This window comes from Pseudomonas atacamensis (assembly GCF_017167965.1).
Classification (GTDB): Bacteria; Pseudomonadota; Gammaproteobacteria; order Pseudomonadales; family Pseudomonadaceae; genus Aquipseudomonas; species Aquipseudomonas atacamensis.
Genome location: NZ_CP070503.1, coordinates 2,745,992 through 2,761,779, shown reverse-complemented (window position 1 = coordinate 2,761,779; position 15,788 = coordinate 2,745,992). Strand labels below are relative to the sequence as shown.

Annotated in this window: 10 protein-coding genes; 5 read left to right on the top strand and 5 right to left on the bottom strand. The window is 58.2% G+C overall.

The window, feature by feature from the left end:
* Window positions 1-2: 2 nt before the first annotated feature.
* Window positions 3-2,651, bottom strand: a complete 2,649-nt coding sequence (locus tag JWU58_RS12670) for an autotransporter outer membrane beta-barrel domain-containing protein (protein ID WP_241196159.1) — start codon at window positions 2,649-2,651, stop codon at window positions 3-5.
* Between the two features lie 247 nt (window positions 2,652-2,898).
* Complete coding sequence (locus JWU58_RS12665; RefSeq protein ID WP_206422087.1) at window positions 2,899-5,730, bottom strand: hypothetical protein; 2,832 nt, start codon at window positions 5,728-5,730, stop codon at window positions 2,899-2,901.
* A gap of 230 nt (window positions 5,731-5,960) precedes the next feature.
* Here JWU58_RS12665 and JWU58_RS12660 point away from each other — a divergent pair, with 230 nt between their 5' ends.
* The 5 genes from JWU58_RS12660 to JWU58_RS12640 all read left to right on the top strand — a co-directional run bounded on the left by JWU58_RS12660 (window position 5,961) and on the right by JWU58_RS12640 (window position 11,262).
* On the top strand, window positions 5,961-6,989 hold the full coding sequence (locus tag JWU58_RS12660; RefSeq protein ID WP_277425672.1) for a LacI family DNA-binding transcriptional regulator: 1,029 nt from the start codon (window positions 5,961-5,963) through the stop codon (window positions 6,987-6,989).
* Between the two features lie 151 nt (window positions 6,990-7,140).
* Window positions 7,141-7,923, top strand: a complete 783-nt coding sequence (locus tag JWU58_RS12655) for a sugar phosphate isomerase/epimerase family protein (RefSeq protein WP_206422086.1) — start codon at window positions 7,141-7,143, stop codon at window positions 7,921-7,923.
* Window positions 7,916-8,923 carry a sugar kinase gene (locus JWU58_RS12650; RefSeq protein WP_123442351.1) on the top strand — a complete coding sequence of 336 codons (1,008 nt, stop codon included), beginning with the start codon at window positions 7,916-7,918 and terminating at the stop codon, window positions 8,921-8,923. The genes JWU58_RS12655 and JWU58_RS12650 overlap by 8 nt, the downstream gene beginning before the upstream one ends.
* Window positions 8,924-8,980: 57 nt before the next feature.
* Complete coding sequence (locus JWU58_RS12645; protein ID WP_016774902.1) at window positions 8,981-10,279, top strand: MFS transporter; 1,299 nt, start codon at window positions 8,981-8,983, stop codon at window positions 10,277-10,279.
* A gap of 14 nt (window positions 10,280-10,293) precedes the next feature.
* Window positions 10,294-11,262 carry a 2-hydroxyacid dehydrogenase gene (locus tag JWU58_RS12640; protein ID WP_206422085.1) on the top strand — a complete coding sequence of 323 codons (969 nt, stop codon included), beginning with the start codon at window positions 10,294-10,296 and terminating at the stop codon, window positions 11,260-11,262.
* Window positions 11,263-11,429: 167 nt separating this feature from the next.
* Here the strand turns inward: JWU58_RS12640 and JWU58_RS12635 are convergent, their stop codons facing one another.
* From JWU58_RS12635 to JWU58_RS12625, 3 genes are all read right to left on the bottom strand, one after another.
* Entirely contained in the window at window positions 11,430-12,617 is a 1,188-nt protein-coding gene (locus tag JWU58_RS12635) for a pyridoxal phosphate-dependent aminotransferase (protein ID WP_206422084.1), read from the bottom strand.
* 41 nt (window positions 12,618-12,658) lie between these two features.
* Window positions 12,659-14,284: a methyl-accepting chemotaxis protein gene (locus tag JWU58_RS12630; protein ID WP_110645411.1), complete on the bottom strand. Its 1,626-nt coding sequence runs from the start codon at window positions 14,282-14,284 to the stop codon at window positions 12,659-12,661.
* A gap of 158 nt (window positions 14,285-14,442) precedes the next feature.
* Window positions 14,443-15,579: a glycerate kinase gene (locus JWU58_RS12625; protein WP_206422083.1), complete on the bottom strand. Its 1,137-nt coding sequence runs from the start codon at window positions 15,577-15,579 to the stop codon at window positions 14,443-14,445.
* Window positions 15,580-15,788 lie beyond the last annotated feature (209 nt).

Genomic DNA, 15,788 nt, shown 5'->3' with positions numbered 1-15,788 from the left:
GTTCAGAAGAAATGACTTACTCTCAAACTCGCGCTCCAGTCCTGAGAAACGGTATTGCCTGCACCGCCGCCGACTTCGCCCGCGACCTGCCAGTTTCGCTGAGCAGGTGTCCACTTCAACCCGGCACGGTACTCCAGCGTGCTACTGGCGCGGTCGTCATCGAAGCTATCGTCGTTGATTTTGACTTCGTTGGTTTTGACGAACTCATGGTTTGCCCCCAGCGAAACACTGGGTTCCAGCAAGGCACCACCTTCAAGTGTCAACAAACGTCCACCCCGGATGCCGATGTTTCCTTGCACCGAACGCATGGTATCTGCATCAACTTCAAGACCGTTGTCCAGCCGATAGCTGTCACTCTGGGTTACCCCCGTTGACAGGCCGACTTGAGGTTCAAGAAACCAATCCCCTCCAAAGCGATAGTGCTTGCCCACCGTGACCGCACCACTCGCACCCAAGGCTTTGTAGTCTCCTTTGCTCCGGGTACCGTCACTCATGGTGACTTTGGCCTTGTTGTTGAACTGGTTGATCTTGAGCAAACCGTTGATGAATATACCGCTCACAGGATCAAAGGTGCTGCCGTAAACGCCGATACTCACGCTATCAATGGTTGCCGTGGAACCATATTTCAGATCCATATCAGTCCGACTTGTACCAACGAATGCGCCCAATACCGCATCTTGACCGGCGATATTCACCGTTGTATCGGCACCACCGGTAATCCCGGTCTGGTTTTGTGTATAGCCGTCGCCATAAGCATTCTTGACGTTGTATTGGTTGCCATACGTGCGTACCCAGACACTGTTGCTCAACTTGGTGGTATCGCTTTCACTGGCCGCGCGCATTGCTGCGTTGGGTCGGATACTGAGGCCGCGATCACCGATCTGAGAATTAAGCAGGTTCATTTCCGCGTTCGATACACTGCGCGCACTGCCAGCCAAGGCCAACGCTGTGTTGGTCGAAGTACTGACGGTTTCCCTGTCCGGGTTGAGGTATAAGCCTTGACCATCCTGTTTCAATCGATAGACGAAAGCGCCGGCATCAACCGTTTCACGCCCGCCAAGCGAGAAGCTGGCGTCGCCTGCAGCAATATTGCCGACCTTCACCGCTTCGGCCGTGACAGGCGTCGTGCCGGTAGCAGCGATCTGCAGTTGGTGTTGCCCGCTGGCATTGCCCGTGACATTTAAAAAATCGGTATTTCCATTGCCCAGATCCGTGCCCATCACAAAGGTACCGTGACCGGATAGATCGCCGACGTTGAGTTGCTGAAACTCCTCGTTTGTGCCCATGCGAACAATACCGCCATCCAGCGCCAGGCGTTGCACGGTGTTGTCACCCGTCATCACCCATCGCGCGGCATTGTTGATATTCAGGCTTCCCGAGTTGTTGATCTGCCCGGTGAGCGTCGAATTGTTGTTCAGCAACACAGTACCGTTGCTGGAACTGTCGACATCGCCCGTCAGAGCGCTGGCATTGTCCAGCGAGAGCTTGGCGATGTTGTTGATGTTGCCGTTAATGGCAGAAGCGTTATTCAGAACAACGACACTGTTCGCGTCGCCGGTGACGTTTCCGGTCAGTGCGCTGGAATTGTTCAGAGAAAGGCTGGCCACATTGTTGACGTTGCCGTTGATCGTCGATTTGTTGTCGATTCCAACCGTAGTTGCCGTCCCGGCGATTCCCAGTACATTGCCGTTCAAGGTACTGGAGGAGTCGAATAGTGACTTCGTAACGTTTTGCAGGTCGCCGTTGAGCGTGGCTGCGTTCTGCATGACAAGAGCAACAGTGCTATTGGTTTCGGCAATCACGTCACCCGTCAGAGTACTGCCATTGACATTGAAGTTGGCCGTAGAGCGGTTGGTCGCTTGCAACACTGAGCCATTGCCGCCAACCAGCTCGGAATTACCGCTGACATCGATGGTGGCGACAGTCCCGGCATTCCCTGACGAGCCAAGAACGATGGCCGATCCGCTTCCACTGGTGATACGGGTGTTATGGAGCGTCACGGTGCTGGCGCTGATGCCGACCGTGTCAGTCACGATTTGCAAGCCATCCTTTCCCCCGGTGATCGTGCTATCCGTTGCTGAAAGCGTTGCGCCGCCCAGTTGTACGCCATAACTGTTGGCGCCCGTGCCGACAATTTTGGAGTCCGCAACGTTCAGGACGGCGAAGCCTACGGCTTGCGCGCCACCGATAGCGCCAGTGATGACACTGTTACCGGTCACGGTGGCAGAGGAAGATGCAGGGGTGCTGATGTTACGTCCCAGCAACAGCCCGAAACTGTTGGTGCTGGTGATTGCCGAGTTGTCGATCGTTGCTCTGCTGTCGATCAGCTGGATCGCTCCCCGGCCCGTGGCGCTATTGACTTCAGCGCCGGACATGTTCAACGAAGAGGTGTTCGCATTGATACGCTGACTCTGGCCACCGTTGAAAATGACATTCGCACTTTGTGAACTGATGGTCAGGGCCGTCGAGTCGTCGATGGTCAGGGTGCCCCCTTGGGACACCACCCAGGCTTCTGGTGCTGGCGGATTGGTGACCACTTCACTCTCGCCTGGCAACAGGGTTCGACTATAAGCCTGGGGCGCAGCGATCAATGTCGCCGCCATCATCAGTCTGAGAGTGTTCGGGTGTTTGGAGCGAAAAGAAATGGACATGGGTACTTCCTCAAGTCTGCACAATAACAACCTCTGTTTTTTCGGCAGTGTTAAAAGCGCCCACCTAAAAACGTGCGATAGCCTAATAATAAAATTTGATGTTTTATGTAGGAATAGTCCTTATATGCACAGAGACTTATCCTTCCGGCTTGCAGTCTTAATCAAAATCCTCATGACTTGGGGTAACAATCGCGAGAGAGAAAATTGCCTCTCCCGCGATGAGAAAACAACGTTATTGATTGCAGCTCTAGACTGGCGCTTCTGTCAGATCGCAGTACTGGAAGCTGTTATTGATCGTATCCAACTGCTTAATGATTGGAATTGATGATTGCTGGCCGCCTTGGGCTTCATACCAGTATTTCCCCCATACCGCTGGACCTCGTCGCTTAGGCTGTGCGGCTTTGAAGTGTGCAGCGGTACCCACGCCAGCAACATCGAGCTCAGTGGGCCCCTTGATGGTATAAGTCGCCGACGCCGGCGTACCCGGAATCAACGCAGTACCCTGCGCATTCGAGTGTGCTTCAAAATGTGCCGTGATAACCGTGCCCTGCGGTAACAGCGCATCTTTTCTGATCTGCAGTCCCAGAACATAACCGCTCGTGGGACTGGTCATCGCGTAGCACTCGATATAGTCGCGAAGATCAGGCCTTCGGATTCTGATAGTAGGTTCCGGCAGGACGACCGGAATCCGATTGACCGTTACTGCCTGTGGCAAGGATTTGTTGACGTTCTTACCGACTCCGGTCTTCTCGATAGTATAACGAGCTGTATCGCTTGGCGGTGTTAACTTGGCCATATCACTTGCATCAATCTTGACCTCAAACTCTGATACAGAGACAAGCGGAGTGAACCTATCGAAAGGTATAGTGGAGTTGCCCAAGTAACACTTGACGGTATGCCCCGGTTCAATATCCGGATCTGAAAGAGCGTTTGTCACTCTGAAAGTACCTGGCTTGTCGCGATCGGTAGCCGCGATCACGTTATCAACGCCAGACATCCCCCTCACGACCGGTAGTTGTAGATTCGGGTTGTCCAGATCGGGAGGATTTGGTGGTGTCACACCCGCAATATCTAATGCCAACGTAATGGTGGCAGAAGGTGAGAGAGCGTTCGGGATACCAGTCCGCTCCATTTCACTATGGATCTTGGCTTCCACGGGATCATCGGCACCGTCAAATATCTTGGCAAGATCTGCGTAGCCCAGATCAAAGTTCAAATTGGCATTAGCCCATGGCTGTTTGGGAGTCTCGAAAAAATTGGTTTCGTCATCGGATCTGGTTACTACTACAAAGACGTTATCCCCGGCCTCCGCGTTTGTGATAAAGGCGTTTTCGACGATAGCCGCAATACCGCCGTCGAAGTTCTCCCAATAGAGTGCTTCGCTGTAATTTGGATCCGTTTCTGGCACCAGCGGGGCCTTTGTTAGCGATGGCGCTTGCGGCAATACCAATGTCAGAATGGGAGTAGGAACGGACTCCTCGCCCAGGTTCCCCAACCAGTCATCCCAGCGATAAGTCAGATTAACGCGCCCATTCGTGAATTGAAGCAACTCGCTGCTAGGAATATCGAACTTACCATCAGCAGGAACCTTGTCATTATAGACTTCAACTCTTGGTGAACCTTGCGTAGCGGAGCTCAACCAGACGGTCAGTTCGTCGTCAGGACGACGCCCGAAATAATCAACATTGGCCGTGAAATTCATATCCGCATTAGAACTTATCCAGGTCCGATCGATATTCCGCAGCGGAAGCGGCGTGCCATTGACGAAAACCGGAACTGGCGTCGGCCTGATTTTTCTCGGAGGGTTTTTCGTATTGACCGGCGCAAGCTGATCTACCGTAAATTCCAGAGTATTGGAGTCTTCCTTGTTACCACCCCCGCCTTTATAAAGCTCAATCATGAGTTCCCAGACAGTCGGACCGGGGGAGGTCGCCTTTTCAGCAAACAATCCGGCATCCAACGGCAGTGGGATGGTGCCAACCGGCCGATCGGCAACCGGCCCAAGGTCTATGGAGACTGGGTAATCTTTCCAGTCCACCTGTCCTTTTTCCCGGTATTTAACATCAATACTGTCGTCATCCAATTCGTCTTGCGTTCGAGTGAAATTGATGGTCAAAGTACCCGAATCCATTACAGATTTTGCTATAAAACCATCCGCGAGCGTATCAACTGCAATATCCGCAAAAGGCCCAGCGGCTGCTGAAATACCAATGGAAACTGGCCGTTGTTTTTTAGGTACAAATGTAATTCCCATTATCGTCTCTCCATGCGAGGTCAGGCCGAAAGGGCCAGGCTTACCAGGTGTTACTCGATCGATTTTCACCAATCCTTTTTCTGATTCAGCAATGATTCTCCCGCCGCGATACAATTGACAGACCACAATAGCGGAGTCGTCGTCAACCAAAGAACTGATATGGTTTTGGAACGGAACTACATAATAGAAGCCGTTCTTTATATCTGTAGCGGATAGTGTTTTTTCCCAGCGACCATAAGCCTCTGCCACCTCCGGGCCACTTCCGTTAAGACTCCGATATCCTCTCCATACAATCCATGCGACATCTAAGGGCTGGGCAATACTATCAAGAGGGCGAATTCGCAGAGTGCCACCATTGGTCAATGGCGGGCTCGTATTGTTATTCCAATAACCCCAGAGTGTTGCGTTCACCGCCAAGGGCTCCGCAAAGATCAATAGCGCTGTGTGATCGATGGTCAGCCGACGCGGTGGCGACTCATCCGGATTACCGCCACCTCTCTTCCAAAACTTGTAATAAACTTGCGCAACACCGTTAGTTGCCATTTGTTGCGGCGTCAGAGGCACGTAAATAAAAGGATCAACAATCCCGACTGGATAGGTCTGGTCGAAAATCGTTGTCTCTATCGCATTCTGAACCCAAAAAACCATCAATTGGTCATCGGATCCAGTGTCATCCGGGCGAGGAATAACGATACGAGTACCTTTTAACAAAATATCTCTGGGGATATATCCGTCCAGATCATTGTCATCGACACCCTCGACTGAGAGTGGTGCGGCAAATATACCGTTCCGAGAACTATTTCTGGAGGTATCGACTGAACTCATGATTTCCATCCACCATACCAACTCAAGTTCCGTTTATAAAAACGATTGCTGATCCGCTGAGCGAATTAAGCGCCTCCCCCTAAGATTCGCCAACTGTCAGATCTGACAGGTGTCGCTACCGTCTGTCGGAAATGGGCGCCTATCCTTTCACCAGCAGCCAGGTCTTCACTTGACGCAACCAAAGAAAGTGGTGTTTCCTGAAACCGGTTTCAGACAAAAAGAAGAAAGCCGTGAATGACTTCTCCACTGCCCAGCGCAGCCGCGTGACCATGCTCGACGTCGCCGTACGCGCTGGGGTGTCCAAGGCCAGCGTCTCGCGTTTTATCGGCGATGACCGCGCCCTGCTCTCAGATGCCATTGCCCTGCGCATCGAGCGCGCGATTGCCGAACTCGGCTACCGCCCCAACCAGATGGCGCGCGGCCTGAAACGCGGACGTACGCGCCTGATCGGCATGCTCGTGGCCGATATCCGCAACCCCTATTCGATTGCCGTGATGCACGGGGTGGAAACCGCCTGCCGTGCGCACGGCTACAGCCTGGTGGTTTGCAACACCGACCGCGATGACGAGCAGGAGCGCCAGCATCTGGCGCTGTTGCGCTCGTACAACATCGAAGGGCTGATCGTGAACACGCTGGGCCATCACCGGGACGAACTGCACGAACTGCGCCGCGAGATGCCGCTGGTGCTGGTGGATCGCAAGGTCGACGGGCTCGACAGCGACATGGTCGGGTTGAACAACTCGCAAGCAGTAGAGATGGCGCTCGCGCATCTCGAACAACGCGGATATCGGGATCTTTTGCTGGTCACCGAACCGTATGACGGCACCAGCTCGCGGATCGAGCGGGTCAGCAGTTTTCAGGCGCAGATTACTCAGCGCGCGACCCTGACTGGGGCGGTGCTGGAAACCGGTGATGATCTGAACGCGCAACTTCAAAACTTTTTAAACACACCCGGTGATGGCCCGAAAGCGCTGTTTTGCGCCAATGGCGTGGCGGCGTTGGCGGCAACGCATGCGCTGCGCGCGCTGGGCGTGCGTCTATTTGAAGATGTCGGGTTGATTGCCTTGGATGATCTGGATTGGTATCCGTTGGTGGGCAGCGGGATCACCGCGCTGGCACAGCCGACGCAAGAGATTGGCGCGTGGGCGTTTGAGTGTCTGCTCAAGCGCTTGCGCGGGGATGATGAGGTGGCGCGGATGGTGGATTTTGCCCCTGTGCTGATTGAGCGGGGTTCGACCCGAGGGATTGACGGCGTCTGATCTGGCGCTTTCGCGAGCAGGCTCGCTCCCACAGGTTGATCCCATTCCATTGTGGGAGCGAGCCTGCTCGCGAAGGCCTGCAGAAGAACACTGCAGAACTACTTGATATTTTTTTGAACAAAAATGAAACCGGTTTCAGAGGTCAATAACAATGAATAAACCAGCCGTTTCCATCAGTCTGTCCAGCTACGGTGCCGAGCTTGTGCGCCAGCGTGGGCAGGATTCCTTTATTGAGATCCTCGCGGCCTCCGGCGCCAATCGTATCGAGTGGCGCGAAGAGTTGCTGACCCGGGAAGACCCCGCGCAACTGGCTCAGGCTACCCAGGCGCACGGCCTGCAAAGTATTTATTCCTCACCCACCGAACTCTGGCTCGCAGGGCAAGCGCAGCCAAATCCCGAACTGATTACCGCGCTGCAACAGGCCCAGGCATTCGGCTCGAAATGGCTGAAAGTGTCCCTCGGTTATTTCACCGACAACTCTGATTTGCAGGCACTGGCCGAGCGACTCAAGCAAAGCCCGGTGCAACTGCTGGTGGAGAACGATCAAACCTTACATGGCGGGCGCATCGAGCCGTTCCAGCGTTTCTTCGCCGCCGTCGAGCAGCACAACCTGCCGATCAAGATGACCTTCGACATTGGAAACTGGCACTGGCAGGACCAGTCTGCCGCCAGCGCCGCTCGCGCGCTGGGGCGTCATGTCGGTTACGTGCATTGCAAAGCCGTGGCGCGCCGCGCCGACGGCAAACTGGTTGCGGTGGCGCCGGCCGTCAGCGACCTGCATCTGTGGGAACAACTGCTGCGGCACATGGACCAAGGCGTTATGCGCGCCGCCGAATACCCGCTGCAAGGCGATGACCTGGTGCAACTGACCCGCGAACACGTCGCCGCCCTCGCCCGCCTCGGTCAATCGCGCCTGGAGCCAGCCCATGTCTGAGATCGATATCCTTTCTTTCGGAGAAACCATGGCAATGCTGGTCGCCGAGCAGACCGGCGATCTGGCCAAGGTCGAGCAGTTTCACAAACGGATTGCCGGGGCCGACAGCAACGTCGCGATCGGCTTGTCGCGCTTGGGTTTCAACGTCGCGTGGCTGAGCCGGGTCGGCAACGATTCACTCGGTCGCTTTGTGGTCGAGACGCTGGTCAAGGAAGGTCTGGATTGCAGCCACGTCGAGGTCGATAAAAACCATCCGACAGGCTTTCAGTTCAAATCGCGTAACGACGACGGCAGCGACCCGCAGGTGGAGTATTTCCGCCGTGGTTCGGCGGCCAGTCATCTGTCGCCGCACTCCATCAACGACAACCTGCTCAGCGCCCGCCATTTACACGCCACTGGTATTCCTCCAGCGCTATCCGCCTCGGCGCGGGAAATGTCCGTCGAACTGATGACCCGCATGCGCGCCGCCGGACGCAGCGTGTCGTTCGACCCGAATCTGCGCCCAAGCCTGTGGGCCAGCGAGGCCGAGATGATCCGCGAAATCAACCGCCTCGCCGCCCTCGCCCACTGGGTGCTGCCGGGGTTAAGCGAGGGCCGCTTGCTCAGCGGTTTCGACGACCCGGCCGACATTGCTGCGTTCTATCTGGATCAAGGTGCGGAGGCGGTGGCGATCAAGCTCGGGCCTGAGGGCGCTTATTACCGCACGCAGCTGGATCAGGGTTTTGTCGCTGGCGTGCCGGTGACCAAGGTGGTCGATACCGTAGGCGCCGGTGATGGCTTTGCGGTGGGGATGATCAGCGCCCTGCTCGAGCATCAGAGTTTTGCCGAGGCCGTGCAGCGAGCGAACTGGATTGGCAGTCGCGCGGTGCAGAGTCGCGGGGATATGGAGGGGTTGCCTTCCCGCTTGGAGTTGACCGCTGAATTCGCGAGCAGGCTCGCTCCCACAGGGGAACGCATTTCACATGTGGGAGCGAGCCTGCTCGCGAAGAGGCCCGCCTGATTACCGCAAATCAATGAACCTGCTGCGACAAAAACAACAAGCTCAGGAGTCACACCGATGAAAACTGCAACCCTCGCCACCCGCCGCTGGTGGTACATCATGCCGATTGTGTTCATCACATATAGCCTGGCCTATCTCGATCGCGCCAACTACGGTTTTGCCGCCGCGTCGGGCATGGCCGAAGACCTGATGATCACGCCGGGCCTGTCCTCGCTGCTCGGCGCGCTGTTCTTTCTCGGCTACTTTTTCTTCCAGGTGCCCGGCGCGATCTACGCGCAAAAGCACAGCGTGAAGAAGCTGATTTTCGTCAGCCTGATTCTCTGGGGCGGGCTCGCCACGCTGACTGGCGTGGTATCCAACGCCTATTGGCTGATCGTCATTCGCTTCATGCTCGGCGTGGTCGAAGCGGCGGTGATGCCGGCGATGCTGGTCTATCTGTGCCATTGGTTCACCCGTGCCGAACGCTCGCGGGCCAACACATTTCTGATCCTTGGCAACCCGGTGACCATGCTGTGGATGTCGGTGGTGTCGGGCTATCTGGTACAGCATTTCAGCTGGCGCTGGATGTTCATCATCGAAGGTCTGCCGGCGGTGTTGTGGGCGTTTATCTGGTGGCGTCTGGCCGATGATCGACCAGCTCAGGCCAAGTGGCTCAATGAGCAAGAAAAGCACGATCTGGAAAGCGCGCTGGCCGCTGAGCAGGTCGGGATCAAAGCCGTGAAGAACTACGCCGAGGCGTTCCGTTCGCCGAAGGTGATCATCCTGGCGCTGCAGTTTTTCTGCTGGAGCATCGGCGTCTACGGATTCGTTTTGTGGCTGCCATCGATCCTCAAGGCCGGCGCGCAAATGGACATGATCGAGGCTGGCTGGCTCTCGTCGCTGCCCTATCTGGCGGCGGTGCTGGGCATGCTCGCGGTGTCGTGGGGTTCGGACAAATTGCAGAAGCGCAAACGCTTCGTCTGGCCGCCGCTGCTGATCGCTTCGATTGCGTTTTATGGCTCGTATGCCTTGGGCGCCGAACATTTCTGGTGGTCGTACACGCTGCTGGTGATTGCCGGCGCCTGCATGTACGCGCCGTATGGGCCGTTTTTCGCCATCGTTCCCGAGATCCTGCCGGCCAACGTTGCCGGTGGCGCCATGGCGCTGATCAACAGCATGGGCGCGCTCGGCTCGTTCGGCGGTTCGTATCTGGTCGGCTACCTGAACAGCTCCACCGGCTCGCCCGGCGCTTCCTATTTATTGATGAGCGGCGCGTTGCTGTTGTCGGTGGTGTTGACCATTTTCCTCAAGCCCGGCGCCAGTGATCGCGTCGTCGCCAAAGCCGCCGCCACACCGCGTGTGCCGGCGCATTCCTGAAAGGATTTTTTGCCATGAAAAAAAAGGTCGTGCTGTACAAGAAACTTTCGCCCGCGCTAATGGCGCGCCTGCAAGAGCAGTTTGACGTAACGCTGATCGAAAGCCTCAACGCCGATGGCCTCATGCAGTTGCGCGATGCCCTGCCCCGCGCCCACGGTTTGCTAGGCGCCAGCCTGAAACTGGATGCGGCGTTGCTGGATCTGGCGCCGCAACTGGAGGCGATTGCCAGCGTCTCGGTGGGTGTCGACAACTACGACATCGAGTATCTGAATCGGCGCAAGATTCTGCTGACCAATACCCCCGACGTGCTCACCGAAACCACCGCCGACACCGGTTTCGCCCTGATCCTCGCTGCAGCGCGGCGTGTGGTTGAACTGGCGAACATGGTCCGTGGCGGGCAGTGGAGCCGCAACATCGGCCCGGCGCATTTCGGCACCGATGTGCACGGCAAGACGCTGGGCATCATCGGCATGGGCCGCATCGGCGAAGCGTTGGCCCAGCGTGGGCATTTCGGTTTCGGCATGCCGGTGATCTACCAAAGCCAGTCGCGCAAGCCGGCGGTCGAGGAGCGGTTCGCTGCGCAATATCGCAGCCTCGAAGAGTTGCTCCAGCAGGCCGATTTCATTTGCCTGACTTTGCCTCTGACGGCGCAGACCGAACGTTTGATCGGCGCGGAACAATTTGCGCTGATGCGGCCGGAGAGCATCTTCATCAATATCTCGCGCGGTAAGGTGGTCGATGAGGCGGCGATGATCGAGGCGTTGCGCAGCAAGCGCATTCGCGCGGCAGGCCTGGATGTGTTCGAGCGCGAGCCGTTGAATCATGATTCGCCATTGTTGCAGTTGAGCAATGTGGTGGCGACGCCGCACATGGGCTCGGCGACCCATGAGACGCGTGAAGCAATGGCGCGCTGTGCGGTGGAGAATCTGTTGGCGGCGTTGAATGGGCAGCGGCCGGCGAATCTGGTGAATCCACTAAACTGATCGTTCCCACGCTCTGCGTACTGATCGTTCCCACGCTCAGCGTGGGAATGCAGCCCGGGACGCTCCGCGTCCCTTCCGAAAGCTGGAACGCGGAGCGTCCCTAGAGGCATTCCCACGCGGAGCGTGGGAACGATCAGCAAGGCGCCGGTTCAGGCAACACAAATCCATCAGGCACTGCGCGCCTGCAACAGCTGCACCGCACACAACGCAATCCGCGCGCAGGCATCCGCCAGTTTGACCCGATCCACCACCAGACCGATGCGAATATGCCCCGCCGCGCTCGGCCCGAACGCTTCGCCGGCCAGCACAGAGACGCCATAACGTTCCAGCAAGCGCTCGGCAAACGCCTGAGCGCCAAGGCCAGTCTGGCGCACATCGACCATCACGAACATGCCGCCATCCGGGCAAATCGGCTGCAACCCAGGGCAACCGTACAAACGTTCGCAGACCAGATCGCGGCGCAAGCGATACTCCTCGCGCATCTGCGTGACTTCCGGCAGATCGCTTTGCAGCGCCACTTGTGCGGCCTTCTGTACGAAATCCGGCAGACCGAAGAGCATGCTCAGCGACAGATTCACCAGATGCTCGGCCAAGGGTTTCGGGCCGATCATCCAGCCGATGCGCCAACCGGTCATCGCATGGGATTTCGACAGACTGTTGATCGTCGCGGTGCGCTCGGCCATGCCCGGCAGGCTCGCCGGGCTGATGTGCTCGCCTTCGTATAAAAGCTCGCTGTACACCTCATCGCTGATCAGCCACAGGTCATGGCGAATGCACAGCGCTGCCAGTTCCTGCCAGATCAGCAAGGGCAGACTCGCGCCGCTGGGATTGTTCGGGCTGTTAAGCAGTATGGCGCGAGTTCGCGGGGTGATGCGCGCGGCGACATCGGCGGGGTCGACACGAAAACCGTTCTCCGGGCGCACCGGCACGGCAATTACCTTGGCACCGCAAGCGCCAAACACTCCTTCGTAGGTAACGTACATCGGCTCGGCGACGATCACTTCATCGCCCGGATCGAGCAGACACTGCGCCACCGAATACACCGCGCATTGCGCGCCGGGCAGGACAATCACCTGATCAGGATCAACCCGTTGACCACTGCGCTGGCGATGACGCTCGGCAATCAGACTGCGCAGCTCGAACCGCCCACGCACATCGGCGTAATGGGTGTCGCCGGCCAACAGGCTATCGATCGCGCCGTGGACGATCGGCAACGGCGTATCGAAATCCGGATCGCCGACGCTCAACAACAAAACATCGACGCCTTCGGCGCGCAGTTCCAGCGCTCGGTCGTGAATCTGCCAGGCAGCGGCACCCTCCCCGGCGATTCGTTGGGTCAAGGCTGAATAGCGCATGTACGTCTCCTGTTAGCGCGGTTTCCAGCCTTCACCGTATCTCAAATCACGAAACGCGCCACCATGGCGTTCAAATCCACTGCCAGTCGCGACAGTTCGTGGGTCGCGGCGCTGGTCTGGTTGGCGCCGGCGGCCGATTGCGTGGCGAGGTCGCGAATGTTGACCAGGTTGCGATCGACTTCGCGGGAGACTTGCGCCTGCTCTTCCGAAGCGCTGGCGATAACCAGGTTGCGCTCGTTGATCTGGTGAATCGATTGCGTGATCTGCTCCAGCGCCACGCCGGCCGCGCGGGCCATTTCCAATGTGGACTGGGTGCGCTGATTGCTTTGCTGCATCGACGAAACCGCTTCTCCGGTACCGTTCTGGATGCCGGCGACCATTTTTTCGATTTCCTGAGTCGACTGCGCGGTGCGATGGGCCAAGGCGCGCACTTCGTCAGCCACCACGGCAAAACCACGGCCAGCCTCGCCGGCACGCGCCGCTTCAATTGCAGCGTTGAGCGCCAAGAGGTTGGTCTGTTCGGCGATGGCCCGAATCACGTCCAGCACCTTGCCAATGTCACGACCTTGCGCGGCGAGGCCTTCAATCATCTGCGCGGTGTTCTGCACGTCGTGAGTCATGGTCTGGATCGCGTCGACGGTTTTCACCACCTGATCGCGACCTTCGCGGGCGGCGTGGGTCGACTGGTTTGACGCTTCGGAAGTCGACACGGCGTTGCGCGCCACCTCTTCCACCGCAGCGGTCATCTCGTTGACGGCGGTGGCGGCCTGTTCGATTTCGTTGTTCTGCTGCTGCAGGCCGCGCGACGCTTCTTCGGTGACGGCGCTGAGTTCTTCGGCAGCGGCGCCCAGTTGCGTGGCGGAACCGGCGATCTGCTCGATGGTTTTGCGCAGGTTGGTCTGCATCGCGGCCAAGGCTTCGAGCAGGCGCGCCGGTTCATCCTTGCCGTCAACTTCGATGGCTTTGCTGAGGTCACCGTCGGCAATGGTTTGCGCAGCGAGCACGGCGCGGTTGAGCGGCGTGACGATGCTGCGGGTCAGCAACCAGGCGAGCAACACGGTGGCCAGTGCCGCAATCACGGCGACGATGATGATCCCGGTGATCGCGCTGTCATAGTTTTCACCGGCCTTGGTGGCCGCCGCTCTGGCCCCGGCCGTATTCATGCCGATCAGCTTGTTGAGCTGCTCGCCCATCTGATCGGTGCCTTCCTTGATGCGCGTGTTGATCAACGCGCGCATCGCTTCCAGATCGCCCTTGCGCGATAGCTCAATCATCTGATTCTGCGCTTGCAGGTAATTATCGAGCGTCGTCGAAAACGTCTGGAAGACCGCGCGCTCTTCAGGGCCTGCCGGCAACGCAGCGTAGCTGGCCTGCGCTTTGCGCACCTTGTCGACCAGCACCGCGATGCGGGTTTCTGCCTCTTGCAGGCTGGCCGGTTCGCGATTGACCAGCACACGGAACGAAAGAATGCGCATGCGCAGGACGTTTTCCGTGACCACGCTGAGGTGGGTCACGCTTGGCAACTGGTTGGTGTCCATGTCGATCGACGCCTGACGAATGACCGTCATGCGGCTGACGGCGAACACGCCGAGGACAATCACCAGCAAGGCGATAAAGGCAAAACCGAGGAAAGCACGGGGCGCGATATTCAGGTTACGCAGGGACATGGTCGGACTCTCGAAAGAAAGAAACTACGAGCGTCCATGCCGTGAGCACTGGCCCATAGCGGGCGACAGTCCGGCAGCACTGAGTTGTGGTTTTGTGTGCGCCTGACCGTTGTATCGGCCAGGCTTGAGGAAGGTTTCGGGTCGGCGGTAAATATTTTTCAGGCTGAGGCGAGTTGCCAGACCCGGGCGATGTCGGTGGCGCGTTCACGCAGCAGGCGCGGGGCTTCGGCGCAGGCCTGGTCCAGAGTCATCGGCCCGCTGGTAACAGCAAACGCGGCGTCGATGCCGTGTTGATAGAGCTCCTGATAGCCCTCGCCCAAGGTCCCGGCAATCACGATCACCGGCACGGCGTATTGTTTGGCAATTCGCGCCACCCCGAACGGTGTTTTGCCGCGCAGGGTCTGCGCATCGAAGCGGCCCTCTCCGGTGATGACCAGATCCGCATCTTTGACCGCCTCAGCGAGCCCGACCAGTTCCGCCACCACCTCGACGCCTGCCTGAAACTGCGCGCCGAGAAAAGCCTTGGCGGCAAAGCCCAGACCACCCGCCGCGCCGCTGCCCGGTTCATCGCGCACGTCCTTGCCCAATGCTTGCGCGCAAAGCTCGGCGAAGTGCCCAAGCGCCTGATCGAGCTGCTCAACCTGCGCGGGCGATGCGCCCTTCTGCGGGCCGAAAATGGCCGAGGCGCCATGGGGGCCGCAGAGCGGATTATTGACGTCGGCGGCGATGTCGAAACGCACATCGGCCAGACGTGGATCAAGTCCACTCAGGTCCAATCGCGCCAGTTGCGCCAAGGCCAGGCCGCCGGGCACCAGCGACTGATTCTGCGCATCCAGCAACTTCACACCCAATGCCTGCATCGCCCCGGCACCGCCGTCATTGGTCGCGCTGCCGCCGATCGCCAGGATCACCCGTTGCGCGCCGGCATCCAGCGCTGCACGAATCAATTCACCGGTGCCAAACGTGCTGCTGATGCAGGCATCGCGCTGTCCCGGCGGGACCAGTTGCAGACCGCTGGCCTCGGCCATTTCGATGATCGCGGTGTGGTTGTGCGGTAGCCAGCCCCATGCGGCTTCGACCGGTGCGCCCAACGGGCCGCGCACGCGGGTGCGGCGCAATTCACCTTCGCAGGCCGCGAGAATCGACTCGACCGTGCCTTCGCCGCCGTCGGCCATCGGGCATTTGACCAGCGTCGCCTGTGGCCAGACCTGGGCCAGTCCGAGGGCAATGGCTTCGGCAACGCCTTGGGCACTCAGGCTGTCCTTGAACGAGTCGGGGGCGATGACGATCTTCATGGGAATTCTCCGGTTGCAGTGGCATTCATGCTGCCAGTCGGCCTGCGCCTTGACGCCGGTCGGGTGCACAAGTGGCGTCGACGTTTATTGTTCATTTCCACAAAAGACTTGCGTTGGATGTTCCGGCCTCTTCGCGAGCAGGCTCGCTCCCACATTTGAAATGCATTCCAAATGTGGGAGCGAGCCTGCTCGCGAAGGGGCCATTGAAC

Excerpts from the sequence above, each read along its gene's own strand:
- JWU58_RS12670 (WP_241196159.1), bottom strand. The coding sequence starts at position 2,651 with ATGTCCATTTCTTTTCGCTCCAAACACCCGAACACTCTCAGACTGATG.
- JWU58_RS12665 (WP_206422087.1), bottom strand. The coding sequence starts at position 5,730 with ATGAGTTCAGTCGATACCTCCAGAAATAGTTCTCGGAACGGTATATTT.
- JWU58_RS12655 (WP_206422086.1), top strand. The coding sequence starts at position 7,141 with ATGAATAAACCAGCCGTTTCCATCAGTCTGTCCAGCTACGGTGCCGAG.
- JWU58_RS12650 (WP_123442351.1), top strand. The coding sequence starts at position 7,916 with ATGTCTGAGATCGATATCCTTTCTTTCGGAGAAACCATGGCAATGCTG.
- JWU58_RS12645 (WP_016774902.1), top strand. The coding sequence starts at position 8,981 with ATGAAAACTGCAACCCTCGCCACCCGCCGCTGGTGGTACATCATGCCG.
- JWU58_RS12640 (WP_206422085.1), top strand. The coding sequence starts at position 10,294 with ATGAAAAAAAAGGTCGTGCTGTACAAGAAACTTTCGCCCGCGCTAATG.
- JWU58_RS12635 (WP_206422084.1), bottom strand. The coding sequence starts at position 12,617 with ATGCGCTATTCAGCCTTGACCCAACGAATCGCCGGGGAGGGTGCCGCT.
- JWU58_RS12630 (WP_110645411.1), bottom strand. The coding sequence starts at position 14,284 with ATGTCCCTGCGTAACCTGAATATCGCGCCCCGTGCTTTCCTCGGTTTT.
- JWU58_RS12625 (WP_206422083.1), bottom strand. The coding sequence starts at position 15,579 with ATGAAGATCGTCATCGCCCCCGACTCGTTCAAGGACAGCCTGAGTGCC.